The sequence below is a fragment of the Paenibacillus sp. PastM-3 genome (assembly GCF_029893965.1).
Classification (GTDB): Bacteria; Bacillota; Bacilli; order Paenibacillales; family Paenibacillaceae; genus Paenibacillus_AQ.
The window spans coordinates 203,591-228,508 of the sequence record NZ_JARXXP010000002.1 but is presented as its reverse complement, the minus strand read 5'-3'; the positions used below and the strand labels follow the sequence as shown (position 1 = coordinate 228,508).

Annotated in this window: 21 protein-coding genes; 16 read left to right on the top strand and 5 right to left on the bottom strand. The window is 55.1% G+C overall.

The genetic code is table 11. The annotated features are described in order from the left end of the window. Positions 1-246 precede the first annotated feature (246 nt). The 10 genes from M2108_RS04855 (at position 247) to M2108_RS04810 (ending at position 12,176) form a co-directional block, all read left to right on the top strand. Complete coding sequence (locus M2108_RS04855) at positions 247-1,191, top strand: M15 family metallopeptidase (protein WP_277468145.1); 945 nt, start codon at positions 247-249, stop codon at positions 1,189-1,191. 225 nt (positions 1,192-1,416) lie between these two features. Beyond that, on the top strand, positions 1,417-1,755 hold the full coding sequence (locus M2108_RS04850; RefSeq protein WP_068728351.1) for a DUF3243 domain-containing protein: 339 nt from the start codon (positions 1,417-1,419) through the stop codon (positions 1,753-1,755). Between the two features lie 206 nt (positions 1,756-1,961). Next, a complete protein-coding gene (locus M2108_RS04845) occupies positions 1,962-2,438 on the top strand; it encodes a glutathione peroxidase (protein ID WP_277468147.1) in 477 nt (158 codons plus the stop codon). A 237-nt stretch (positions 2,439-2,675) separates the two neighbouring features. Beyond that, a complete protein-coding gene (locus M2108_RS04840) occupies positions 2,676-4,310 on the top strand; it encodes a formate--tetrahydrofolate ligase (RefSeq protein ID WP_277468148.1) in 1,635 nt (544 codons plus the stop codon). A gap of 368 nt (positions 4,311-4,678) precedes the next feature. After that, the gene (locus tag M2108_RS04835; protein WP_277468149.1) at positions 4,679-6,043 is read left to right on the top strand and encodes an FAD-dependent oxidoreductase; all 1,365 of its coding nucleotides are present in this window, start codon (positions 4,679-4,681) and stop codon (positions 6,041-6,043) included. Between the two features lie 280 nt (positions 6,044-6,323). Further along, entirely contained in the window at positions 6,324-7,151 is an 828-nt protein-coding gene (locus tag M2108_RS04830) for a formate/nitrite transporter family protein (RefSeq protein ID WP_277468151.1), read from the top strand. Between the two features lie 363 nt (positions 7,152-7,514). Continuing rightward, complete coding sequence (locus M2108_RS04825; protein WP_277468152.1) at positions 7,515-9,611, top strand: molybdopterin-containing oxidoreductase family protein; 2,097 nt, start codon at positions 7,515-7,517, stop codon at positions 9,609-9,611. Positions 9,612-9,738: 127 nt separating this feature from the next. Beyond that, the gene (locus M2108_RS04820; RefSeq protein ID WP_277468153.1) at positions 9,739-10,956 is read left to right on the top strand and encodes an MFS transporter; all 1,218 of its coding nucleotides are present in this window, start codon (positions 9,739-9,741) and stop codon (positions 10,954-10,956) included. Between the two features lie 70 nt (positions 10,957-11,026). After that, positions 11,027-11,557: a GNAT family N-acetyltransferase gene (locus M2108_RS04815; RefSeq protein WP_277468154.1), complete on the top strand. Its 531-nt coding sequence runs from the start codon at positions 11,027-11,029 to the stop codon at positions 11,555-11,557. Beyond that, positions 11,538-12,176, top strand: coding sequence for an MOSC domain-containing protein (locus tag M2108_RS04810; RefSeq protein ID WP_277468155.1), 639 nt, complete (start codon positions 11,538-11,540; stop codon positions 12,174-12,176). Before M2108_RS04815 ends, M2108_RS04810 begins: the two co-directional genes overlap by 20 nt. Before the next feature lie 247 nt (positions 12,177-12,423). On the opposite strand, the gene M2108_RS04805 is transcribed toward M2108_RS04810, so the two are convergent. Further along, positions 12,424-12,972 carry a GNAT family N-acetyltransferase gene (locus tag M2108_RS04805; protein WP_090713853.1) on the bottom strand — a complete coding sequence of 183 codons (549 nt, stop codon included), beginning with the start codon at positions 12,970-12,972 and terminating at the stop codon, positions 12,424-12,426. A 38-nt stretch (positions 12,973-13,010) separates the two neighbouring features. After that, entirely contained in the window at positions 13,011-13,256 is a 246-nt protein-coding gene (locus M2108_RS04800; protein ID WP_277468156.1) for a DUF2164 domain-containing protein, read from the bottom strand. A gap of 254 nt (positions 13,257-13,510) precedes the next feature. Here M2108_RS04800 and M2108_RS04795 point away from each other — a divergent pair, with 254 nt between their 5' ends. Then, positions 13,511-15,256, top strand: coding sequence for a glutamine--tRNA ligase/YqeY domain fusion protein (locus M2108_RS04795; RefSeq protein WP_277468157.1), 1,746 nt, complete (start codon positions 13,511-13,513; stop codon positions 15,254-15,256). A 438-nt stretch (positions 15,257-15,694) separates the two neighbouring features. Here M2108_RS04795 and M2108_RS04790 read toward each other — a convergent pair whose 3' ends face one another. Both M2108_RS04790 and M2108_RS04785 read right to left on the bottom strand, forming a co-directional pair. Beyond that, on the bottom strand, positions 15,695-16,375 hold the full coding sequence (locus tag M2108_RS04790) for a hypothetical protein (protein WP_277468158.1): 681 nt from the start codon (positions 16,373-16,375) through the stop codon (positions 15,695-15,697). A gap of 208 nt (positions 16,376-16,583) precedes the next feature. Beyond that, a complete protein-coding gene (locus M2108_RS04785) occupies positions 16,584-17,810 on the bottom strand; it encodes an MFS transporter (RefSeq protein ID WP_346780535.1) in 1,227 nt (408 codons plus the stop codon). 294 nt (positions 17,811-18,104) lie between these two features. On the opposite strand from M2108_RS04785, the gene mobA reads away from it, so the two are divergent. The 4 genes from mobA (at position 18,105) to M2108_RS04765 (ending at position 22,390) form a co-directional block, all read left to right on the top strand. Beyond that, positions 18,105-18,743, top strand: a complete 639-nt coding sequence (gene mobA, locus M2108_RS04780) for a molybdenum cofactor guanylyltransferase (RefSeq protein WP_277468159.1) — start codon at positions 18,105-18,107, stop codon at positions 18,741-18,743. A gap of 97 nt (positions 18,744-18,840) precedes the next feature. Continuing rightward, complete coding sequence (locus M2108_RS04775) at positions 18,841-20,718, top strand: ABC transporter ATP-binding protein (RefSeq protein WP_277468160.1); 1,878 nt, start codon at positions 18,841-18,843, stop codon at positions 20,716-20,718. After that, positions 20,648-21,325, top strand: a complete 678-nt coding sequence (locus M2108_RS04770; RefSeq protein ID WP_277468161.1) for a response regulator transcription factor — start codon at positions 20,648-20,650, stop codon at positions 21,323-21,325. The genes M2108_RS04775 and M2108_RS04770 overlap by 71 nt, the downstream gene beginning before the upstream one ends. Then, complete coding sequence (locus tag M2108_RS04765; protein ID WP_277468162.1) at positions 21,326-22,390, top strand: sensor histidine kinase; 1,065 nt, start codon at positions 21,326-21,328, stop codon at positions 22,388-22,390. Positions 22,391-22,513: 123 nt separating this feature from the next. Here the strand turns inward: M2108_RS04765 and M2108_RS04760 are convergent, their stop codons facing one another. Further along, the gene (locus M2108_RS04760; RefSeq protein ID WP_346780534.1) at positions 22,514-24,088 is read right to left on the bottom strand and encodes an aminotransferase-like domain-containing protein; all 1,575 of its coding nucleotides are present in this window, start codon (positions 24,086-24,088) and stop codon (positions 22,514-22,516) included. 199 nt (positions 24,089-24,287) lie between these two features. Between M2108_RS04760 and M2108_RS04755 the strand changes: the two genes are divergently transcribed. Further along, a complete protein-coding gene (locus M2108_RS04755) occupies positions 24,288-24,905 on the top strand; it encodes a LysE/ArgO family amino acid transporter (RefSeq protein WP_277468163.1) in 618 nt (205 codons plus the stop codon). Positions 24,906-24,918: the final 13 nt, after the last annotated feature.

Sequence of the window (24,918 nt, the reverse complement as noted above, 5' to 3'; positions counted from 1 at the left end):
GAATTTGTTACCACAGGGGCGGCCGGCGCAATAAGGCCGTTCCTGTGGTAATATTTTTTTCTGCTGTTTCTTGGCGGGATTGATTCCGCCCAAAGCCGGCGCAGTCGCCGAATCAGGGTTCTTACAGTATGTTAAATATTTTGAAACATTTTGGACGTAATGCTTGTCTATAATGAAAATTGAAAATAAAGTTTCACCGCAGGGCAGCAGGTTAGCGATAAAAAACAACTCGAGAGGAAGCAGCATATGTCCAGAACCGCCAAAATTGTCATTTTATTTATAGCCGTTATCGCCATAGGCTGGGGAATCGGCAAATATACCTCCCCGTCGCCTTCAGCTTCACAGGAAGAAGGGGCTTCCGCAGGCACGGGTAATGAGCTTCAGGCTCCGCCGGTTGCGCAGCCGGAGGCCTCCCCTGAGCCATCAGCTGTACCGGAGCCTACAGCGGTTGCCACTGCTGAACCACAGCAGACCGGTTCTCCGAATGCTGGCGAGCCTACAGCAGCGCCAACAGTCCAGCTTACCGATCCTGCACCAACCGCGAAGCCGGCCGCAACAGCCAAGCCTCCGGGCGGCAGCGGGGCGGCTGATGCCGAGCTTACCGCCGCCGAGCCGGACAGTGTAACGGTCATGGTTAATAAACAGTACAAGCTGCCGGACGGGTACAAGCCTGCGGATCTGGTCTATCCGGACGTTCCGTTTCTTTTCTCGGAGAAGATAGAGAAACGGATGATGCGCAAGACGGCGGCTGCTGCCCTGGAGCAGATGTTTGCAGGTGCCAAGAGTGACGGTGTTTATCTTGCCGGTGTGTCCGCTTACCGTTCCGAGAAGACGCAGACCACGCTGTTTAACAATTATGTAAAACGCGACGGCGAAGAGAAGGCCCGTACTTACAGCGCTGTTCCCGGGCACAGCGAGCATCAGACGGGACTGGCGATTGATGTATCCGGCAGTGATGGCAAATGTGCCGCAGAGAGCTGCTTTGGAGGAACCAAGGAAGCCAACTGGCTGGCAGACCATGCTGCAGAATACGGTTTTATCATCCGTTATCCCGAAGGCAAGCAGGCGATCACCGGCTATAAATACGAGCCTTGGCATATCCGCTATGTAGGAAAGGATATCGCAGAGGATATTGCGGCCAGAGGCATTACGCTGGAAGAATACTACGATGCCATTCCGGTATCGAATTAAAGCGCAGGCGGCTCCGTTACCGGGGCTGCTTTTTTATAGGCTTGTCCGCCCATGTTCCCCGCCCATGTTCTCGGCCCATGTTCCCCGCACATGTTCCCCGCCCATGTTCCCCGCGCATACTCCCGCACATGCCCGCTTATCGCGCCTCCTTGGAGATGGTTCACCCCGGAAACGGCTGGTTAAGTAGTGGGAAACCCTACTAATCAGGAACGGGAGGCAGATGATATGTCTGAGCATAATCATGTGGTCAGTAAGGACGGTAATGTCAGCATGGGCCGGGTGGGCGATGTCCTGGAGCGGATTGAGCCGCAGCAGCGGGAGCAGATTCTGGACAATTTCGGTGAATTTCAGCAATATTTAAGTAAGCGTATTCATTTGGCGCAGAAAATTGGAATGGGAGAAGAGCAGCTTGCTGTAGCCGCGGAAAAAGTCGCCGATTACCTGGCCAATCATGAGGAGCCGCGCAACAGCGAGCAGAAGCTGCTGCAGGAGCTGTGGAAGGTCGGCAATAAAGAGGAGCGGCACCGGCTGGCCCATATGCTGGTTAAACTGGCGCGGCGTTAAGCCCGTTCAGTCTGAGATTCTGTGCAGCTGACCGGTTTTTACCGGCGGACACAGGAGAAGGCGGGCTCTGCCTTTATGAGGACATCCTTATGACCCATTGCCGGTTAAGCTTTGGTGGCCGTTAATCACCACTATTTTTGTATTCGAACGGTGGTATAAGGTATGATGGCATTGACTAATTAAGCAGCCGAGAGGATGAAGAGCCAATGTCGATCTATAGTTTTGCCGCTGTTACACCTTCGGGTAAGGAAGTGCCGCTTAAGGATTATGAAGGCAAAGTACTGCTGATTGCAAATACAGCCAGCAAGTGCGGGCTTACTCCGCAGTACGGTGATCTTCAGAAGCTGTATGAGCAATACGGCAGCCAGGGTCTTGTTGTGCTTGGTTTTCCCTGCAACCAGTTCGCCGGCCAGGAGCCGGGGACAAGTGAGGAGGCCGAGGAGTTCTGCCAGGTTAATTACGGGGTGAAGTTCCCGATTTTTGCCAAAACCGATGTTAATGGCCCCGACGCAAGCCCTTTGTTCCAGTATCTGAAGGGCCAGCAGCCCGGAACGGCGGACAGCAGCGACATCCAGTGGAATTTTACCAAGTTCCTTGTGGACCGCAGCGGTAATGTAACAGCACGGGTGGAGCCGAAGGAATCGCCTGAAACGATGAAGGAGCTTATTGAGTCCCTGCTGTAACCGCACAGAACAGCAATATTTATAAGAGAATCCATCGAGCCTTCCCGGACCGGACACAACCGGCTGCGGGAGGGCTTTTTGCTGCGGAGTGCAGGGGCTGCCTGCGGGTATACTATGAAAATATTCCTTGACGCTTTTCACGGACAATGTATTCTTTGAAGAAGGAAACATTACCGCGCGTCATTACATAAAGAGAAGCTGAGCAGCATAATAACGGCAGGAGGGTTTTATAAAGTTATGAGGTTAATTACAGAGGTAGCAGCGGCAGCAGGAATCAGCGGGGAGCATCTGGAGCTGTACGGCAAATATAAAAGCAAGCTGGCTCCTTCCCTTTGGGAAGAGGTGAAGAATAAGCCGGACGGCAAGCTGGTGCTTGTTACCGCAGTTAACCCGACCCCCGCTGGCGAGGGCAAAACACTGACCACGATCGGGCTGTCCCAGGCGCTGAATGCAGCGGGAATCAAAACAGTGGCAGCACTCCGCGAGCCGTCGCTCGGTCCCTGTCTGGGCATGAAGGGCGGAGCAACAGGCGGCGGCAAGGCTCAGATTGTTCCGGCGGACGATATCAATCTGCATTTTACAGGTGATATTCATGCTGTAACTTCTGCGCATAACCTGCTGTCAGCAATGATTGATAATCATATATTCCAGGGCAATGCCCTCGGGCTTGATCCGCAGCGCATTGTCTGGAAACGCGTTATGGATATGAATGACAGGAGCCTGCGGAATATTGTGACCGGGCTGGGAGACGGTAACGGAACCGTGCGGGAGAGCGGCTTCCAGATTACGACCGCCTCCGAAATTATGGCTGTGCTGTGCTTGTGCGATGACCTTGCTGACCTGAAGAAGCGGCTGAGCCGCATGCTGGTAGGCTACGATATGCTGGGCCAGCCGGTTACAGCCAAGGAGATCGGTGCTGTAGAAGCCATGACTGCCCTGCTCAAGGAGGCGGTAAAGCCCAATCTGGTGCAGACGCTGGAAGGAACTCCGGTCATTATCCACGGGGGGCCCTTTGCTAATATTGCCCACGGCTGCAGCAGCGTAATCGGAACCCGCTATGCGCTCAAGCTGGGCGAAGTAGTGGTCACGGAGGCCGGCTTCGGGGCCGACCTCGGTGCGGAGAAGTTCATGGATATCAAATGCCGCCAGGCCGGGCTTGCCCCGGATGCAGCCGTACTGGTCGTAACCGTGAAATCGCTGAAGTACAACGGCGGTGTCCGCAAGGAAGAGCTGCATGAGGGCAACCGCGCGGCACTGCTGTCGGGACTGGCAAATATGGAGCGCCATATTGAGAACCTGGGCAAATTCGGTGTTCCGGTACTGGTAGCCCTGAACCACTTTGAAGGTGATGCGCCGGATGAGGTAGATGCAGTGCTGGAGGCCTGCCGCCGCCTGGATGTCCCTGCTGCCGTGTCCAAGGTGTGGGCCGAGGGCGGAGCGGGAGGCCTGGAGCTGGCAAGAGAGCTGAAAAAGCTGCTGGATCATGCACCAGCCGGGACCTTTGCTCCGCTCTACGAGGATCAGCTCGACATTCCGTCCAAAATCAATACAATCGTCACCGAAATCTACCGGGGTACCGGTGTAGCCTTCTCACCGGCCGCCAAACGCAGCCTGGCTGTTATCGAGAAGCTTGGGCTGCAGCAGCTCCAGGTATGCATGGCCAAAACGCCGTATTCCTTCTCCGACCAGCCGAGGTTGCTGGGTGCGCCGGAAGGCTTTACGATGGGTGTGCGTGATATTACGCTGTCGCTCGGCGCAGGTTTTGCTGTAGTGATCACAGGCAATATTGTTACAATGCCGGGCCTTCCGGCCAAACCGGCTGCTGAAGGGCTGCTGGTAGATGAGGATGGCGTGCTGCACGGCCTGGAATAGGCTGACTAAATGAAAAAAATTTAATGCTTCTCCCTGTGCCCGGCGGCTTGCTGCTGTGGTATCAGGGATTTTTTTTGGGTAAAAATAAATAGGCGCCTACAGGATACACCTGGGATTCCTTACATCGCTGCTTCCTGCCGCCCGGAGACATAAACTCCGCCTGCTTGGGGAAAATAATATTACCGGGGCAGCCGGCTGCAGGTAACAAACCAGAAGGCATTCCAAATTGTGAACAATGTGAGAAAAATCACAATTATACTTGTAATGTGAGAAAAATCACAATATAATCAACGTATAAAGTGAAATTTATCACAACCGCAAACAAATATTAAATAAATATGCTTGCCAATTTGGAGGAGGAAGAAATCATGAAAGTAGCAGTCATTGGATGTACCCATGCCGGAACCGCCGCAATTGTTAATACCGCACAGCTCTACCCGGACGCCGAGATTACGGTGTACGAACGCAATGATAATATCTCATTCCTGTCGTGCGGCATTGCCCTATATGTAGGCGGAGTGGTTAAAGACCCGCAAGGCCTGTTCTATTCGTCACCGGAAAAGCTGGCTGAACTCGGTGTTACCACCAAGATGCGCCATGAAGTTATTCATGTAAATACCGCCGCCAAAACACTGCGTGCCCGCAATCTGGCAACCGGTGAGGAATTTAATGATACGTATGACAAGCTGATTATGACTACCGGCTCATGGCCGATTATTCCCAAGCTGGAAGGAATGGACCTGGACGGCATCCTGCTCTCCAAAAACTATAACCACTCCAACACCATTATTGAGCGGGCTGAGCAGGTAAAAAGAATTACCGTAGTCGGCGCAGGCTATATCGGGGTCGAGCTGGTTGAAGCCTTCCAGATGAACGGCAAGCAGGTAACTCTGATTGACGGGGAGGAGCGTATCCTCAGCAAATACCTGGACGAGGAATTTACGGCTCCGATTCAAAAATCGCTTGAGGACCACGGCATTAAGCTGGCTCTCGGTGAAAAGGTAAGCTCGTTTGCTGGAGAGAACGGTAAAGTTACCAAGGTTATTACGAGCAAAGGCGAGCACGAAACCGATCTGGTTATTCTCTGCATCGGCTTCCGTCCCAATACAGAGCTGCTCAAGGGCCAGGTGGATATGCTGCCTAACGGGGCGATTATGGTCAATGATTATATGCAGACCAGCCTGCCGGATGTATTCGCTGCCGGAGACAGCTGCGCGATCCATTACAATCCGACCGGACAGCACGCTTATATTCCGCTTGCGACCAATGCGGTCCGCATGGGTACACTTGTAGCCCGCAATCTGGTTGAGAGTACCATTCCTTATATGGGGACACAGGGTACCTCGGGTATCAAAATTTATGAAGATAATATTGCCGGCACCGGGCTTACTGAAGAAGCAGCCAAGGCAGAAGGCATCGAGGTAGAGAGCGTAATGATCACCGACAACTACCGTCCGGAATTTATGCCGACTGTGGAAGAAGTGCAGCTGAAGGTCGTTTATGCCCGCGGCACACGCCGGATTCTCGGCGCACAGATTATGTCCAAAATGGACCTGACCCAGTCCATTAATACGGTATCGGTCTGCATCCAGAACCGGATGACGGTTGACCAGCTGGCCTTTATCGACTTCTTCTTCCAGCCGCATTACAACAAGCCGTGGAATTTCTTGAACACGGCCGGGCTGCAGGCCCTTCCCAAGACAGTAGAACGCAAAGAGACAGTAAATGTATAGTCTATAGATAGATTAAGCCCGACCGGAGCCGCCATGGCTCCGGTTTTTTGCATGGCTGCGGCAGCGGGAGATTATGGGCTGTTATACATAATAGCGAGTGAACTGTTACTGTGTTTTTTTTAACATTCATCTTTTTTGTGCTGTGCTAAATTTGACATGTCAGTGAAAACTTTCACGAAGCGTTTCTTGTGGTGATATTTATCACGTAAATGTGATCAGGCTCACGCTACAATGGGATAAAGGAACAAATTTTAAGTAATTTTCGAAGGGGATAGGAATCATGGCATACAACAAACCGCAACAGATTGCCGAGGTAACGGTAGAGAACGGAATCAAGAAGGTCCATAACCCGCTTGCAGCCGTACTTATTCTCGGTTTTCTGGGAGGGGCATTTATTTCGCTCGGATTTTTACTGGATATTCGGGTCATTGCGGGTGCTCCGGCAGAATGGGGCTCGATCGCTAACTTTATCGGGGCGGCTGTTTTCCCGGTCGGGCTGATTATGGTGCTGCTGGCTGGCGGGGAACTGCTTACCGGTAATATGATGGCGGTACCGCTGGCTTTTCTGGCGAAGAAGATATCGTTCTGGGAAGTCATTAAGAATCTGGTGCTGATTACGCTCAGTAACCTGGCGGGCGCCCTGTTCGTTGCATATTTCTTTGGTCATGTGGTCGGTCTGACGGCTGAAGGCGTATATCTTGAGAAATTGGTCAGTATGGCTGAGCATAAGATTGATGTTACATTCATACAGGCTTTTGTTTCCGGGATCGGCTGTAACTGGCTGGTAGCGCTGGCAGTGTGGCTCTCCTACGGGGCGGATAACTTCAGCGGCAAAATTCTCGGTATCTGGTTCCCGACTATGGCGTTCGTTGCTATCGGATTCCAGCACGTTGTGGCTAATATGTTCCTGATTCCTGCAGCTATATTTGAAGGACACTTCACCTGGGGGCAATATGTCGGCAACTTTGTTCCGGTCTGGCTCGGTAATCTTACCGGGGGAGCAATCTTTGTAGCGGCGGCTTACTACATGGCTTACCTGCGCAAAGCGCCTGCAGCCGTCCAGACGGTTGAAGGTGTAGCGGCAGCCGCTGTGAAGAAACACGCTTAACAGTAAGCTGAAGCTGGTTTGAACGAAATCATATAGAATGAACAATAACAGGCACTCCTTGTGGGTCACCAAACGTCCGTTAATAATGGATAGGTGGCGGCGGGGGGTGTCTTTTTTATATAAAAAAGGCCCGTAACACAAAATTCGCCGTGCAGATCCGACTCGGGGGAACGAAATCGGGTTCACGGCGAATAAATAGGGAGTGTTTCATATGCTCTATTACCCGGTCATACTAAGTTCGAATCAGCCGCTTTCCGTGATTTTCTTTACGCCCGTGAGCGGCCGCTATACAATGGACAGATGAGCTGTTTTATAGGATATAAGGCTTCATTCAACCAAGTAATTATAAGGAGGACATCCGCTTTGAAGCATAGCAGTGACGGCATTTTTCCGGCGGTATGTCCGCTGGACTGTCCTGACACCTGCGGGCTGCTGGTGCATAAGCAGGACGGTAAAATTGTAAAAGTTGAAGGAGACCCGGCACATCCGGTCACGAAGGGGGCGATTTGCAATAAGGTGCGGAACATGGCCGGACGGGTGCATCATCCGGAGCGGCTGATGCACCCGCTGCGCCGCACAGGCCCCAAGGGCAGCGGAGCCTTTGAACAGATCAGCTGGGAAGAAGCGATTGCGGAGATTGCCGGGCGGTACAAGCAGCTGTCAGCCGAGCACGGGCCGGAGAGTATTCTGCCGTACTACTTCTACGGCAATATGGGTATGCTCAGCGTGGGCGGAATGGACCGCAGGTTCTTCAACAGGCTCGGTGCAAGCCGGCTCGATGCCAAAATCTGCAGCGCCGCCGGTACAACCGGCTGGGTGTATACAATGGGCATGGACGGGGGAGCCAGCCCGGAGGATACGGTGAACGCCGATCTGATCATCGTCTGGGGCGGCAACATTGTCAGCACCAATATGCATCAGGTAGTCTACGCCGAGCAGGCCCGCAAGCGCGGGGCAAAGATTGTGGTCATTGATGTGCACCGCAACCGCACCGCTCAGTGGGGCGACTGGTTCCTGCCGCTGTACCCGGGGACAGACGCCGCACTGGCGCTTGGCCTGATGCATATCCTGTTCCGCGACGGGCTGACCGATGAAGCTTTTCTGCAAAAGTATACGGTAGGACATGAAGAGCTGCGTCAGCAGGCGCTGGGGTATCCGCCCGGGCTGGTGTCAGAAATAACCGGCGTGCCTGTGGCAGATATTGAGCAGCTGGCCAGGCTGTACGGCGAAGCCGAGGTGCCGTATATCCACATCGGCAATGGGCTGCAGCATCATGATAACGGCGGGATGAACGTCCGCAGCATTGCCTGTCTGCCCGCGCTGGTCGGCGCCTGGCTGAAGCCGGGAGGCGGAGCGATCAAGTCTAACGGAGACTACAGCTCCGTTAACTCAGAGGCGCTGGCCCGGCCGGATCTGCGCAGCAACCCGCAGGCACGCAGCATCAACATGAACCGGATCGGCGAAGCGCTGGCACAGCAGGAGCAGCCGATTATGAGCCTGTTCGTCTACTGCAGCAATCCGCTGGTTGTAGCGCCGAATGCCGACAAGGTAAAGGCGGGGTTTGCCCGCGAGGATCTGTTTACGGTGGTGCATGATCTGTTCATGACTGACACTGCGATGTATGCCGATATTGTGCTTCCGGCAACCTCCACCTTTGAAAATACGGATCTGTACAGCTCCTACTGGCATCATTATATACAGCTGCAGGAGCCGGTGCTGGAACGTCAGGGCGAGTGCAAGAGCAATGTGGAGCTTTTCTCGCTGCTGGGACAGGCCATGGGCTTTGAACCGGAAGTTTTCGGCCAGCCGGCGGAGGAGATGATCCGTGACGCGCTTGATTATCCGGACAACCCGTATTTGAACGGGGTAACGCTGGAGCGCCTGAAGGCAGAACGGTTCGTGAAGCTGGATATGTCGCCGAAGGCGCATTTTCTGGAGACGCTGCCGACCCCTTCCGGCCGGATCGAGCTTTATTCCCAAGCGATGGAGCTGGACGGTCTGCCGCCGCTTCCGGTGTATACCCCGCTGAAGGAAGGGTATGACGGAGTGCGCCGGCCGGAGCAGGGAGCGGACTATCCGCTGATGTTCATCTCGCCGCCGAACCATAATTTCCTGAATTCGACCTTCGGCAATGTAGAGAAACATCAGAAGCTGGAGAAGGCTCCTGTCCTGCAGATTCATCCTTTGGATGCAGCAGCCCGGGGGATTGCGGACGGTGACGAAATCACTGTATACAATGCCAGGGGTGCAGTGGAGATTTCAGCCATGGTGACGGATAAAATGCTGCCGGGCACTGTGATCAGCCAGGGGCTGTGGTGGGGCGGAAAAGGCAAGAAGCAGCGGGTCAACGTGCTTACACCGGACCGGCTTAGCGATATGGACGGCGGTGCAACCTTCTTCTCGGCTACGGTGGAAGTGAAGAAACGGAAGCAGGTTTTGGAAGTAGCAGGCTCCGACTGATTACATTGTGATTCTATATTTGAATAACGCGATAAAGCGGTAATGTGAAATCTTGCTCTTCACCCTGTTTTGGGATGATACTGGATGGATTGACGACATATATGTAACAGGGGATGAAAGACAAGCCATGAAGTTTTTGCAGGACTATCCGAGGGAAGTCAAAGTATTTCTGATTGCAAGCCTCGTCAATGCGACCGGCAGCGCCCTTATGTGGCCGCTGGTGACGATGTATGTTTTTGAGGAGCTTGGCCGCAGCATGCAGGAGGCCGGACTCATTATCGCTATCCAGTCTCTGGGGGGGATTGCCGGACAGCTGCTGGGCGGCTCACTGTATCATAAGCTGGGCGTTAAACGCCTGATTGTCGGGGCGCTGGCTATGAATGCACTCGCCTTGTTCGCCCTTCCTGCGGCAAGCACGAACTGGTATTTATTCATGGCGGCTATGGGGCTGGTCGGCCTGTTCAATTCCATGGCGCAGCCGGCGATCCAGGCTTTTGTCGGCTTCCGTTTTGCGGAGCGGCGGGGCGAGCTGTTCAATATCATCTATGTTGCGAATAATATCGGGGTGGCACTCGGCACGATCCTCAGCGGTTTTCTGGCCGAGATTTCCTATATGCTGAGCTTTGTGATGAACGGGCTGACTTCGGCCATCTTCGCTGTATTCTTCCTGGTCTATCTGCGGAAAATCAGCAGTACTCCGGTACAGGAGAATCTGCCGCGCAGATCCCAGCACCGGGAGCAATCGGGGTGGAAGCTGGCGGGGAACACCCGGCTCTACCTGTACATGTCGCTGGGAACGATGTTCCTCTTGATCGGCAATTCTGTCTGGAACACGGGCGTTTCCCCGTTTATTATTTCGGAAGGCTGGTCCAAGAGCCTCTACAGCTTCCTCTGGACGCTTAACGGTATTCTGATCTTTGCCGCCCAGCCGGTAGTGAGTCTGATCAAACGCTGGTTCGCCGGCACGTCAAATGCCCAGATGACGGCAAGTGCCGTATTTTACTTAAGCGGATATGCGGTCATTCTGCTGATGCCGAGCTATCCCGGCCTTGTGCTGGCGATGATCCTGGCGACGCTTGGCGAAATGCTGATTTCACCGGCAACACCGGCCTTTATCGCAGATACCGCCGGACGCAACGCCCCGTTCTATATGGGGCTCAGCGGCGGAATCGGGGCAGCAGGCCGAGTCATCGGCCCGGCTCTGATGGGCGGCCTGTTCGACCAGGGGGGACTCGCGCCTACGGGATGGCTTGCCTGTGCCATGGCAGTGCTGGCAGTCGGATTTTTTGTTATCCATGCCTATGTTAACCGCTCAGCCCGTCATCTGGAGCAAAATGCGGTATAATGGATAAAGCTGGCTGGAAAGCGTATCTGAGAACCTGGAGATAAAAGGAAAGGCAAGGAGTGGAGGCGTTATGCAACAAATCAACGAAGGCTCGCTCACGATCCGGCCCTCGGAAATCAGGGATGTGCGTGAGCTGATCCTGCTGGACAATATGATCTGGACAGAAGATACGACACCGGGTCCGCTAATGTGGCGTTCCCGTGAGGATTACCTGCTCCATGCACCGCCGGGCTCACAGCTAGTCGCTCTGCAGAATGGCGAGCTGTGCGGATACGTGGGTTTTGGCTGCCCGAGCGGAATGGAGAGCAACCGGCATGTCTGCGAGGTGAACATCGCAGTTGATCCGCAGTTTCAGCGCCAGGGAATCGGCAGCAGGCTGATTGAAGCGATCAAACAGCATGCCGCAGACCACGGTATCCGGAAGCTGCGGCTGCGGGTGCTGTCAAGCAATGAGCCGGCGCTCGCTTTTTACCGCAAATGCGGATTTGAGGAAGAGGGCCGGCTGAAGGAAGAGTTTTACTTGGGCGGTCATTATGTCGATGAAGTGTTTATGAGCTGTATGCTGACTGGAGGGAATCCGAATGGAAGTCATTTCGCTTAATGTAGGCAAGCCCGTAACGGTGGATTACCGCGGGAAGCCGCTGGAGACAGGGATTTACAAGCTGCCTGCAGAAGGGCCGGTACGGCTCCACGCTTTGGGCTTCGATGGTGACGGCCAGGCGGATCTGGTGAATCACGGGGGAGTCAACAGGGCAGTCTGTGTCTACCCGATTGAGCATTATACGTTTTGGGAGGAGCACCTCGGCAAAAAGCTGGCATACTCCGCCTTTGGAGAGAATATTACGGTAAGCGGGCTGTTGGAGACCGAGGTCTGTATCGGCGATGTGTATGAGATTGGAACGGCACTGCTGCAGGTTAGCCAGCCGCGGTTCCCGTGCTTCAAGCTCTCACAGAAGCATGGGGCGAACGATATGCCGGCCAAGGTGCTGTCCACAGGCTACAGCGGCTTCTATTTCCGTGTACTGCGTGAAGGCGCAATCGGTGCCGGTGATACTGTTGTGAAGGTCGAGTCCGGTGCGGGAGACTACTCGGTCCGCCGGGTGCTCAAGGCGATGGAGGTCGGACGGAAGGATAAGACCGATCTCAAGGAGCTGGCTGAGCTAAGCGCGCTGACCGATGAGATCCGCGATGACTTCAAGAAATGGCTGGAGCGGGAGTAGGCGGGATTGGGTACATAGCCTGATGAGGCGGAAGCTCTGCGGTTATCTGCCCCATGAGCAGCTGTATGGCGGTTGAAATAAGCTGTCGCAGAATTAGCTGTAGGGCAAGAAGGTGGCCGCTGGGCAGGAGAGAGACTGAGGCTTGCAGCAAGCCGCTGCCGGCAGCAGCAAACGGCCTGGGTGGCCAAGTCCCCAGGCTGTTTGCTTGTGTGTGCGGCGGGGAACGCGGGGCGGCTCACTCTTGACTTCAGCCCAGCAGCTTCCACTCGCTGCGCAGCAGGCCATAGACGGCGTGGTTCACATAGCCGTGGGGCAGCTTCTCTGACTGGCGGAGCACACCCTCGAACACGAAGCCCAGCCGCTCGGGAATGGCCCTGCTTGCTTTGTTGCCGGTGGCGCAGCGGATTTCAATCCGGTTGAGCTCCATTTCCAGCAGGGCGTAATCGACAAACACCCGGCAGGCGCTGGTCATATAGCCGTAGCCTTCATAGCCTTCGCCCAGCCAGTAGCCGATGCCAACTGAGCGGCTGAGCCAGTCGATCTCATGGTAACCAATGATGCCGGCCAGCTCCCCGCGGACCCACAGTCCGGCAGTGAAGCCGCCGTTGTCGCTGCCCTGCTTGACGGCATTTTTGATGAAAGTGGTGATATGGGCCTGTTCGGAAACTCCGTCCACCCATGGCAGCCATTGTCTGAGCCGCAGCCGCGAGCGCTCTACCAGCGCGAACATCTGGCGGGCATGCTCCGGCATCAGCAGCTTCAGCACAAGCTCATCATCAACGACATAATTAAACATGCGGCTGTCTCCTCTCACGGCCCGGGCCGATATGGTGCTTAACGCTTTTTCCATTCGAGGGCATAAATGTCCTCTTCGAGCGATTGCATCCGCTGTACGGCCAGGGTCCGGCAGTCGCTCAGCGCAGCATTATAAACAGCCGGACCGAGCTCCTTGAGAAAAAACTCCAGCAGGTTGTCCGCTGCGAGATGGCCGATCGTTTCCCCGCGTTCCGCTTCAAAATAGCTGCGGATGTTCTCCGTAATGAGTTCGCGCTGCTCTTGTGGCAGCTTAATTGGCTTCATAGATGAGACCCCCTTTTTTAATAATAAGAAAGTACATGTTTCACGCAATGCTTTATCCGTATGTTCCTTGCACAAACCGGTATCGTTCTGTTCAGGACGGCGTAGCCATTCATTTTGGCTGAAAAAATGTAAAAGCCTCATGATTCCCATGCTACTCTATCATCCGGAGCGAAGTCAAAGCCCTTCCGGTTGAGAGGACTCCATTTCCCATTTCATTGATCATTCTCCGGTTAACGGGTATATTAATAGGAAACATGTTCATACAAGGACGTAAATTACAGAACGAGAGGTTGATAGCTGTGGAGAACCGTGGAACACCCTCCAATTTCATCAAGAATATCATTACCGAAGATTTGAGCTCAGGTAAAGTACAAGAAGTGGTCACCCGCTTTCCGCCGGAGCCGAACGGTTATTTACATATCGGACATGCCAAAGCGATCTGGATTAACTTTACACTGGCTGATGAATTCGGGGGTAAAACAAACCTGCGCTTCGACGACACCAATCCGCTAAAAGAGGACACGGAATATGTTAACTCCATCAAGGAGGATGTGAAGTGGCTTGGTTACGAGTGGGAAGAGCTGCGGTTTGCATCCGACTATTTTGGCGAGATGTATGAACGGGCAGAACTGCTGATCCAAAAAGGCAAAGCCTATGTGGACGACCTGTCCGCCGATCAGATCCGTGAGCTGCGCGGCACGTTGACCGAACCCGGCAAGAACAGCCCGTACCGGGAGCGCAGCGCTGAAGAGAGCCTGGACCTGTTCCGTCGTATGCGTGCAGGGGAATTCAAGGACGGCGAGAAGGTGCTGCGCGCCAAGATTGATATGGCTTCGCCTAACATTAACCTGCGCGACCCGGTCATCTACCGGATTTCGCATTCCCATCACCATAATACCGGCGATAAATGGTGTATCTACCCGATGTATACCTTTGCGCATCCGCTGGAGGATGCTATCGAGCATGTCACCCACTCGCTTTGCTCTCTGGAGTTCGAAGACCAGCGCCCGTTCTATGACTGGGTTATTGCTGAATGCGAGATGGAGGCAGCGCCGCACCAGTATGAATTCGGCCGGCTTAATCTGGCCCAGACGGTAACCAGCAAGCGCAAGCTGAAGCTGCTGGTGGATGAAGGCCATGTTGACGGCTGGGATGATCCGCGGATGCCGACGATCTCCGGACTGCGCCGCCGCGGCTACACGCCGGAAGCGATCCGCAGTTTCGTGCACGAAACAGGAATATCCAAGAGCCAGGGTCTTGTCGACCTGCAGATGCTGGAGCATTTCATCCGTGAGGACCTGAAGCTGACCGTACCGCGGACCATGTCCGTACTGCGGCCGCTGAAGGTGGTCATTACGAATTATCCGGAAGGTCAGACGGAGTATTTTGAGATTGAGAACAACGTGGAGAACCCGGAGATGGGCACACGCCAGATTCCGTTCTCCCGCGAAATCTATATTGAGCGCGATGACTTCATGGAAGTGCCGCCGAACAAATACTTCCGTCTCTTCCCTGGCAATGAGGTGCGCCTGAAGAATGCCTACTTCATCAAGTGTACGGACTTCATCAAGGATGAGAACGGCGAGGTTGTAGAGCTGCACTGTACCTATGATCCGGAGACAAGAAGCGGCAGCGGCTTCAACGGCCGTAAAGTCAAAGGAACCCTGCACTGGGTCGATGCCGGCCAGGCCGTTCCGGCAGAATTCCGCCTGTATGAGCCGCTGATTTCGGCTGAAGAAGCCGATGCCGAGGCTGAAGTGGAAGGCCTGGAGGTGTCTGCCGACAAGCCTGAGCCAAGCTTCCTCGATCAGCTTAACCCGAATTCGCTGCAGATCCTGCAGGGCTTTGTGGAGCCCGGCCTGAAGGACAGCGTGCCGCAGGACAAGTTCCAGTTCTTCCGCCACGGTTACTTTAACGTGGACAGTAAATACTCGACCCCTGAACATCTTGTGTTCAACCTGGTCGTTTCACTGAAAAGCTCGTTCCAGCCTGGTAAGTAAGGCTGCATAATAAAAGGCTGTCCCTGTTGTCTTGCGATGACGGGGACAGCCTTTTTTGCAGTCTGTATGTTGCCTGCTACAGGATGGTAACAGCATCTAGCGGGCCAGCAGCCTGCTGCTGGCTCTAATCAAAGGGAAAAATCCCACTAACGCGCCTGATCTACCCTGCCGAGAGCACGAATAGAGGGAAAAATCCCACTAACGCGCCTGATCTACCCTGCCGAGAGCACGAATAGAGGGAAAAATCCCACTAACAGGCCTGATCTACCCTGCTGAGAGCACGAATAGAGGGAAAAATCCCACTAACAGGCCTGATCTACCCTGCTGAGAGCACGAATAGAGGGAAAAATCCCACTAACAGGCCCGATCTACCCTGCCGAGAGCACGAATAGAGGGAAAAATCCCACTAACGAGCCCGATCGGCCTACCCTGCTATTACTACCATAAATCATTGTCCAACATATTATGAATATACTCATATTTACGGATTCGGCTGCCACTTGAGCTCATGACGGGCTTTAGCCTGCCTTTTTCACACAATAGAGTGATATGCCTTTTGATCGTTTTGGGATCAGCAGCGAGGCCATTTACCAGGTCAACAGGCCGGATGATTCCGTCCGATCGCGCAGCTAGCCGGAGAATTTCCAGCTCCATCCTTGAATACTTGCCGCCCTCATTATCAGCATTTGTCAGCAAACTCGAAAGTAATAAAGCTTTTAGCAATGAAATAGTCAGCTCCGGCGCAGACTCCAGGTCATCGTACGGCACCGCGACCACACGATACCCTGCAATCTGCAGATAAGTTTCTCTGTTGAGCTCCTGGCGGTATCTGGTCCGGTCGGTGTTCTGCACATGGGGGCCATAGCCCTTGATTTCAATCGCAAACTTGACCTGCCCCGGCTTCCAGACATAGTCAACAAAGTAAGGACGGCCGCGCCAATCGGAAACCTCATACTCCGGGTGAAGATGATTAAAATGCCCAAATAGCGGCCACCATACCCGCTCTGCAAATAACTTCTCCCCATGCCCGTGCCCCCGCTCCAGACGATCCAGACGTTCGCCGGTTCTCCTCCGCTTATGACGGTTCAGCCATTTCTCATGCTCCTCGGCAAATCCCATTATCCAATCTCCCCCTGCATACAAAAATATAAAAAACGTCCCGCACCCCAATAAGCTTGGAGTACGGGACGTTCTTCGTCCGTTTTTTGATTATAAAATCTGCCGGTTAGCAGCGTCAATGACATCACCGGTATTCCGGGCCAGCGGGAGTTGAATGGAACTAACTAACAGCCATGTCCTGCTTCTCACTATTCGCCCGTAACACTCCTCATTTCTCGAACTCCTCAAGCTCTTCCTGGGCATTCGGGCGGTAGCCGCCGCGGATGACGAACAGCGCCATCAGGCCGAAGCCGCAGGTTCCGATGAAGGCGAGAAAGGCGCCGGACTGGTACATGCTCTGTGCGCCCAGGTTCTGGTACAGCCAGCCGCCGAGCACGCCGCCCAGAATACCGGCGATGCCGCTCCAGGTCAGTGTATATAACGCCTGTCCGGAGGAGCGGTAAGGCTTTGGAACCAGCAGCATCGTCAGCTGGGTGCCGACATAGAAGAAGCCCCCGAAGGTAATGCAGTGCAGAATCTGGATGAGTGCCACCTGAACCGGGGAAGTTGCCCCGGCCATCAGGACCCAGCGGAACAGGAACAGTGCGCTTACTGCAGCCAGCAAGCCCAGCAGCACGGAAATTTTGCGCTTCAGGAAGCGGTCGCACAGCACCAGTACGCCCATCTCCAGGATGGAGGAGAGGAAGACGGCGAGTCCGATCATGGTTTTGCTGCCGCCAAGTTCGGTTATATACAGCGACACAAAGGTGTTATTCATCGTATTGGGGATAGACACCAGGATGCCGAAGAAGATGAAGCACAGAAAAAACGGGTTATAAAAAATCTGCCGGAAGCCCTTGAAAGGCAGCGGCGCAATCCCGATGGAGTGACTCAGCCGCGGCAGTGCAACCAGGGCGAGCATCGCCAGGCCGAGCAGCACCGCGAACAGATAGGATAATATGGAAACGCCAGCCCACTCAATCACCGGACCCGCCAAAATAGCCGTAAAGGCCCAGCCCAGCGACCCCCACAGCCGGAAGGAGCTGAAGCGGTGTCCGGTATCCTCGATATAGCTGAGAATCATGGTGTTGCTCTGGGCAAACAGCGGACCCTGAAAGAAATAGAAAAAAAGCATGGAGATATAAATCATTTCATATGTATAGGCCTGAAAAACAAGCTGCGACAGCACCAGTGTCCCGGTAAGCATAACAAGGACGATCCTCCGGATATTCTGATACTTGTCGGTCCAGATTCCCCAGAACGGATTGGCTACGATGGAAACCAGTGCGCCTACCGACATCAGGCTGCCGATTTCAAGCTTGTTCATGCCGACATCCTGCAGGTAGAGCGGAAAAAAGCTGGTGAACAGAACGACTGTCCCGAATACAAAAAAGTTAAACCATTTCAGAGAGGCAAAAGTTGGCTGCTTATTGTCATTGTCCCGCAAATTGGGCACTCCTTTCCCGCCAGATGCCATGCCTTCCATGGAGGCACTATGCAATAGGCCCCGTATATCACTGTAACATTAGTTGAAAAGGGATACAAACCATGTTTTACAAAACGCAGCCTTAAAAAGAGCGCAAGCCGGCTTTTATAGTGAATGCATGCACATAACGGCCCAGTAGCAGGCTGTACTTTTGTTGATCCTTTTGCCCGTCACATACAGAGTTTATTGTGCCGGGGTTCCGCTGTTTTCACATGGTAAAGTCTGATACGATTATCATATTATATCCCGCAACAGGAGGACAACATGACGCGTTATTCAGGAATTATACTTGCCGGCGGAGCTTCGCGCCGGATGGTTACAGATAAAGCGCTGCTTGAGCTTGGCGGCAGGCCAGTCTTGACCCGGCTGGCGGACGAGCTGTCACAGCTGGCCGAAAGCACAATCATCGCCTGCGGACCCCGGCAGCGCCAGGAGTACAACGGCACCGGGCTGCTGCAGGTGACGGATATCTATCCGGACTGCGGCCCGCTGGCCGGACTTCATGCCGCACTCAGCCAGTCGCAGCAGGAATGGAATCTGGTAGCAGCCTGTGACCTGCCGTTTGCTTCGGCGGAGTTTCTGCGTTATATGCTCACCGCTCATGCAGAAAGCCAAATGAATACCGGCAGCCCAGGGCAGACCGGCGGTGCAGATGCCGTAGTAGCAGTATCCCGGGAAGGCCGGGTGCAGCCGCTCCTCGGACTGTATCACAAGCGGATGCTCCCCGTGCTGGAGACTGCGCTGGAGGCCGGGAATTACAGGTTCATGGACTGTCTTAACAAGCTGGATGTGCTGTATGTGCCGGAGTCCGGGTTTACACCAGCTGCAGCCGATACGCCATCCCCTGTATTCAATATGAACACACCAGAGGACTATGCAGCAGCTGCAGCGTTTATGCAGTGAGCTCTAAGGTATTAACTTTTCCTGCTCCTGTTTAATTTCAGTTTAAATATCTGCCGTAAACTACAGAAGATCATTCCGCCAAGAAAAGAGGAAACCCATGAATACAAATAAACCGGACCGGAAGGAGCGGCAGGGTGCGGCCATGAAGCCGTTCCTGAAGCTGCTGCATCAGACCAAGCCCTCTTACGGGCTTCTTACAGTCGCCGTTCTGCTGAGTATGGTTTCAACCCTGGTCGGCCTCGTCATTCCCATGTTCACCAAAAATCTGGTCGACGGCTTCTCGCTGGCCTCCATCAGCAGGCTGCAGATCGCGGGCATAGCCGGAGCGTTCATCGCCCAGACGCTTGCCGGCGGTGTCTCCATTTACCTGCTGAATTATGTAGGACAAAAGACAGTAGCGGCGCTTCGTGACCGGCTGTGGCGCAAATTCCTGGTGCTGCCCGTGTCCTATTTTAACAATAACCGCACAGGCGAAAGCGTCAGCCGGATGACCAATGATACCGGGATTCTCAAAACACTCATTTCCGAGCATCTGGCCAGCCTGTTCACCGGCGTAATTTCAATTGTCGGCTCGATTTCGGTCCTGCTGTATCTGAACTGGAAAATGACACTGGTACTGTTCACTGTACTGCCGTTGTCAGCGCTTATTCTTGTGCCGCTGGGCCGCCAGATGTACAAAATATCCAAAGGGACGCAGGACGAAACGGCCTCTTTTACCGCCACGTTAAGCGGGGTGCTGTCTGAAATCCGGCTGGTGAAGTCCTCCGGGGCGGAAGCCAGAGAATATGAGGCCGGGCGGACCGGCATTATGAATTTGCTCTCTTTTGGCATACGGGAAGGTAAAATCAGTGCGATGATCAGCCCGCTGGTCTCCTTCGTGTTCATGCTGCTGCTGGTGGTGATTATCGGCTACGGCGGCATGCAGGTATCGTCGGGTGCGTTAACCGCTGGCGAGCTGGTCGCTTTTATCCTTTATCTGATCCAGATTGTAATGCCGCTGACTCAGCTTACCCAATTCTTCACCCAGATCCAGAAGGCCAAAGGCGCTTCGGAACGGATCATTGAAACGCTGGCGGCGGAAGAAGAGGTATATGAAGGGGCTGAGGAAGCCGTTCAGGTGGAAGCGCCAATTGTGATAGAAGACCTGAGCTTTGGATATAAGACTGGCGAGCCGGTGCTGAATAAGGTCAGCTTCACCATGCAGCCGGGTCAGGTTACAGCGATTGTGGGTCCGAGCGGCGGCGGGAAAACAACTCTTTTCTCATTGCTGGAACGCTTCTATCAACCGGATCACGGGCTCATTAAACTTGGCCGCAAGCCTGTTTCCACGTTCTCGCTGCGCTCCTGGCGTAAGCTGATCGGCTATGTATCACAGGAGAGCCCGCTGCTCGCCGGAACGATTGCCGATAACCTCGCCTATGGTCTGGACCAGGAGGTCACTGAGGCGGAAATGCGGCGCGCGGCGGAGATGGCCTATGCCGACAAGTTCATTGAAGAGCTGCCGGACGGGTATCAGACCGATGTCGGTGAACGCGGCGTTAAGCTGTCCGGCGGACAGCGCCAGCGGATTGCGATTGCCCGGGCGCTGCTGCGTGATCCGCAGATCCTGATGCTGGATGAGGCAACCTCAAGTCTTGACAGCCAGTCTGAAGCGGTTGTACAAAAGGCTTTATCGAACCTGATGAAGGGGCGGACGACGATTGTTATTGCCCACCGGCTGGCGACTGTCGTGAACGCGGACCAGATTATTTTTATGGAAAAAGGCCGGATTAGCGGCAAAGGCACGCACAAAGAGCTGCTGCGAGATCATGAGCTGTACCGGGCATTCGCGGAGCAGCAGCTGCAAAGGAATGTACCTGAGCTGGAGAGCGCCCCGGCAGAGGAAGAGGAGGTACCTTTGGAATATGGCCAAAATACTGGTGGCGGACGACGATCCGCACATCCGCGAATTGGTGGAAGTCTTTTTGAAGGCTGAAGGTATGGAGGAGGTATATAGTGCTTCCGATGGTGTGGAGGCGCTGAAGCTGATGGAGGAGAACAGTGCGGACCTTGCAATCATCGATGTGATGATGCCCCGGATGGACGGCTGGGAGCTGTGCCGCGAGCTGCGCAGGACCTACGATATCCCGATTCTGATGCTGACCGCCAAGGGAGAAACCGCGCAGATTGTTAAAGGGTTTGAGCTCGGTACAGATGATTATCTGGTGAAGCCGTTTGAGCCGCCGGTGCTGATTGCCAGGGTAAAAGCGCTGCTGAAGCGCTACCAGATTTCCGCCGCGCAGAGTGTCACTATCGGCCGTTTGCGGATGAACCGCAAAACCTATGAGGTCTCCTCGGAGCTCGGCAGCCTTACCCTGCCGCTCAAGGAATTCGAGCTGCTGTTCAAGCTGGCCAGCTATCCCGGTCAGACACTGACGCGTGACCGGCTGATTGAGGAGATCTGGGGCTATGATTTTGAAGGAAATGAGCGGACGCTGGATGTGCACGTAGGGCGGCTGCGCGAGCGGTTTCCTCGGGAACAGTACGCATTCCATATCCGCACGATCCGCGGGCTGGGGTACCGCCTGGAGGTGGATAAATAGATGGACAGAGGCAGGGCGGCGGATATTTTCAAAGCGGTTCTGGGTATCCTTGTGGTGATTACAGGCTTCTATCTCTCATGGAACGGCGGGTATTTCGGGCTAAAGCTGCTCGAGAAGCATTTTGGCTGGTCACTGACGCAGTATACATCCCAGCTGCTGACAATGGTGCTGCAGTTCTTCATTCTGTTTCTGCTGGCCGGAACTTCAGCGCTGATCGGCCGCCTGCGGGGGGACGAACGGGCCTTCTATATTCCGATTATTACCGCAATGCGGCAAATCGCCAAGGGGAACTTCAAGGTGGAGATCGAAAACAGCCGGCGCTACGGACAGTTTGGCAGCATAGTCGAGGGGATTAATGAAATGGCCAGTGAACTGGGCCGGATGGAGATTATGCGCCAGGACTTTATCTCCAATGTGTCGCATGAAATCCAGTCGCCGCTCACCTCCATCCGCGGCTTTGCCCGCGCCCTGCGTGATGAAGGGATCAGTGCAGAGACCAGGCAGCACTACCTGGATATTATCGAGGCGGAGAGTAGCCGGCTGTCCGGGCTCAGCGACAATCTGCTGAAGCTGTCGGCCCTGGAGGCGGGAAGCTTTCCCTTTGAGACGAAGCCGTACCGGCTGGACAGGCAGCTGCGCGAAATGATTCTGGCTGCCGAGCCGCAGTGGCTGGAAAAGGATATTGAAGTGGAGGCTGACCTGGGGGAAACCATAGTCCTTGCCGTCCAGGATCTGATGAGCCAGGTATGGACGAACCTGCTGCATAACAGTATCAAATTTACACCGCAGGGCGGGCAGATTTATGTCCGGCTGCGGCCGGTGGAGGATGGCGTCGAAGTGGAGCTGCGGGACAGCGGAATCGGGATTGCGGAGGAGGAGCTGCCGCGGATTTTTGAACGGTTCTACAAGGCGGATAAGGCACGGAGCGCCAGCGGGGGCGGAAGCGGGCTGGGCCTATCACTGGTAAAAAAGATTGTCGAGCTCCATGAAGGCAGCATAACGGTAACAAGCCGCCCCGGTGAGGGGACGGCTTTTGTCGTCCGGCTGCCGCAGCGGCTTCAATAAAGCCGCCTGATATGGCGCAGCAAATCTTGAGGGAGGCAGCAGCAGCTGACAAATGTCAATTTGTCAGCTGCTGCACTTTTTTTGTTCCAGGGCCCCGTAAAAGTACCTAAATCAGCTTCAATGTTAAAGCCACGCTTTGTGGGGTTCTTTTATAATTGCGGCCAATGCCGGCAGTCCGCTTTGCAGTTCTTCGGGAGATGCATACGCGTAGGACAGGCGGAGATGCCGGCTGTCGCCGCGGTCATACAGATCGCCGGTGTTCAGCAGCAGCCCGGCCCGCCGGGCGGACTCGAACAGCCGGCGCAGCGGCAGCGGGCGGTGCAGGGACAGCCAGATGTAGAAGCCGCCGGCGGGTGAGCTCCAGGAGGCCAGCCCGCTGAAATGGGCGTCCAGGAGCTGCAGCATCAGCGCACGCCGTTCACGCAGTCTGCCGCGCAGCAGCGTAAGGTGCTCCTCGTGGTAGCCGCCGTCCAGCCACCGGGCGGCAGCCATCTGGGACAGGGAGCTTGCACCGTAATCGGTCTGCATTTTGATGTCGGCGAGCCGGCGGATGACCGGCTCCGGGCCGACGATCCAGCCGATGCGCAGGCCCGGGCTGGCCGCTTTGGAGAGTGTGCCCAGATGCAGCACTCTGCCCTCGTGGTCCAGCGCCTTCAGCGGCGGCGGGGGCGGTGCATCCAGCCACAGCTCCTGATAAGCCCCGTCCTCCAGAATGGGCAGTCCAAGCCCGCCGGAGACCGCCACTAACGCCTGCCGGCGTTCTTCGCTCATGACAACTCCGGTCGGGTTGTGGAAGCTGGGAATGGTATAGAGCATGGCTGCCTTGGTCCGCAGGGCTTCCGCCGCCAGCCGGCTGACCACCATGCCGTCCTCATCCACCGGCAAGGCGCTGAACTTTACGCCTGCGGACTGGAAAGCATGAATGGAGTAGAGGTAGGACGGCTTCTCCAGCAGGACTGTTGAGCCGCGCGGCAGCAGACTGAGCGCAATCAGCTGCAGCCCCTGAAGCGCGCCGGAGGTGATCAGGATGGAGCCGGGATCAGCCTGAATCCCCTGCTTCAGCAGCTGGCGGCTGACGGCGCTGCGGAGCCCGGAGTTGCCGAGCGGCTCCTCATAGGACAGCGGCGGCAACGGCCGGGCGGCGAGCTCAGCCAGCACCCGGGTCATGGCTGAGCCGGGCAGCAGCCCAGGCGCGGGCTCGCCGGTACCGAGGCGGATTAGTCCCGGCTCGAATTCAAGCCGGTTGATCGCCTGCACAGCTGGCAGATTGGGGTAATGTGTTCCCTCCTCCAGATAATCACTCCAGCTGCCGGGAGTGGTGCTATTGTTACTGTGGGTACCGGCAGCGGTAACCCGGGTTCCCCCGCCGCGTCTGCCCTCAATCAGACCCTGCCCGGCAAGCGTCCCCAGCGCCGTCGTTAACGTACTGCGGTTCACGCCAAGCAGGCGGCAGAGCTCACGCTGCGGAGCCAGCTTCATGCCCGCGGGCCAGGCGCCGCTGCTGATCCTTGCGCTGAAGCAGGATGATATTTGCACGTGCAGCGGCAGCGCAGAAGCGGGGTCGGGCCGCCAGTCCTCCTGAAAATAAGCGGCAGGAGGCGCGCTGTCGGGCGGTGCGCACGATGGTGCGGAGCTAACGGTATTCTGCGATGGAGTATGGGCTTGCCGGACGCCCGGCCGGTCAGAGTACGGATGCAACGGGCAGGCTCCTTTTCTATACTGAGTAAATTGAGCGTATACAGCTAATCTCTTGTGGACTCTTTTACCCGGAGTATATCATATTCTGCAGTTTGTTATTGACTTGGCTGGCAGGCTGAATAAGATTTGGGTGGTTACTGGCGGGACGGAAGCGTGTACGATAAACGGGCAACGGAATGGCGGAAAAGGGGAGCATATAATGAGAGAGGCAATTGTACATGGCATGATTTTGGCTTTTGGACTGATCTTACCGTTAGGGGTGCAAAACATATTTGTATTTAACCAGGGGGCATTGCATTCACGGTTTCGCAGTGTGCTGCCCGTCGTTGTAACGGCTGCGCTGTGTGATACACTGCTGATTGCGGCTGCGGTCGGCGGCGTGTCGCTGCTGCTGCTTACGCTGGATTGGCTGACTCCGGCCGTCTACGGGGCGGGCGTGCTATTCCTTTTGTACATGGGCTGGCAGATATGGTCGGCGGCTCCGGCATCCGGTGAGGTGAAGCAGCTCTCAACCAGAGGGCAGGTCGGCTACGCGTTGTCAGTGTCACTTCTGAATCCGCATGCCCTGCTGGATACGGTCGGTGTTATCGGTACAGGCTCGCTTGGCTACGAAGGGGCTGAACGCTGGGGATTCGCTGCGGCAACGGCTGCTGTATCCTGGCTGTGGTTTCTGGGACTGGCAGCGGCAGGGAGAACACTCGGGCGGATAGATACCTCGGGCAAGGTCATCCGGCTGTTGAACCGGGGATCGGCGTTGCTGATCTGGGTGATGGCTGTATATATGGGGCTGCAGCTGTGGAGAAGCTTCCAGGCCTAAAATAATCCCGCAT

Bases quoted from the DNA above. Each gene is read 5' to 3' on its own strand.
- M2108_RS04850 (WP_068728351.1), top strand. From the start codon at position 1,417: ATGTCTGAGCATAATCATGTGGTCAGTAAGGACGGTAATGTCAGCATG.
- M2108_RS04765 (WP_277468162.1), top strand. From the start codon at position 21,326: ATGGACAGAGGCAGGGCGGCGGATATTTTCAAAGCGGTTCTGGGTATC.
- M2108_RS04815 (WP_277468154.1), top strand. From the start codon at position 11,027: ATGCAACAAATCAACGAAGGCTCGCTCACGATCCGGCCCTCGGAAATC.
- mobA (WP_277468159.1), top strand. From the start codon at position 18,105: ATGACGCGTTATTCAGGAATTATACTTGCCGGCGGAGCTTCGCGCCGG.
- M2108_RS04835 (WP_277468149.1), top strand. From the start codon at position 4,679: ATGAAAGTAGCAGTCATTGGATGTACCCATGCCGGAACCGCCGCAATT.
- M2108_RS04790 (WP_277468158.1), bottom strand. From the start codon at position 16,375: ATGGGATTTGCCGAGGAGCATGAGAAATGGCTGAACCGTCATAAGCGG.
- M2108_RS04840 (WP_277468148.1), top strand. From the start codon at position 2,676: ATGAGGTTAATTACAGAGGTAGCAGCGGCAGCAGGAATCAGCGGGGAG.
- M2108_RS04755 (WP_277468163.1), top strand. From the start codon at position 24,288: ATGAGAGAGGCAATTGTACATGGCATGATTTTGGCTTTTGGACTGATC.
- M2108_RS04845 (WP_277468147.1), top strand. From the start codon at position 1,962: ATGTCGATCTATAGTTTTGCCGCTGTTACACCTTCGGGTAAGGAAGTG.
- M2108_RS04805 (WP_090713853.1), bottom strand. From the start codon at position 12,972: ATGTTTAATTATGTCGTTGATGATGAGCTTGTGCTGAAGCTGCTGATG.
- M2108_RS04795 (WP_277468157.1), top strand. From the start codon at position 13,511: ATGTTCATACAAGGACGTAAATTACAGAACGAGAGGTTGATAGCTGTG.
- M2108_RS04810 (WP_277468155.1), top strand. From the start codon at position 11,538: ATGGAAGTCATTTCGCTTAATGTAGGCAAGCCCGTAACGGTGGATTAC.
- M2108_RS04800 (WP_277468156.1), bottom strand. From the start codon at position 13,256: ATGAAGCCAATTAAGCTGCCACAAGAGCAGCGCGAACTCATTACGGAG.
- M2108_RS04770 (WP_277468161.1), top strand. From the start codon at position 20,648: ATGGCCAAAATACTGGTGGCGGACGACGATCCGCACATCCGCGAATTG.
- M2108_RS04775 (WP_277468160.1), top strand. From the start codon at position 18,841: ATGAATACAAATAAACCGGACCGGAAGGAGCGGCAGGGTGCGGCCATG.
- M2108_RS04830 (WP_277468151.1), top strand. From the start codon at position 6,324: ATGGCATACAACAAACCGCAACAGATTGCCGAGGTAACGGTAGAGAAC.
- M2108_RS04855 (WP_277468145.1), top strand. From the start codon at position 247: ATGTCCAGAACCGCCAAAATTGTCATTTTATTTATAGCCGTTATCGCC.
- M2108_RS04820 (WP_277468153.1), top strand. From the start codon at position 9,739: ATGAAGTTTTTGCAGGACTATCCGAGGGAAGTCAAAGTATTTCTGATT.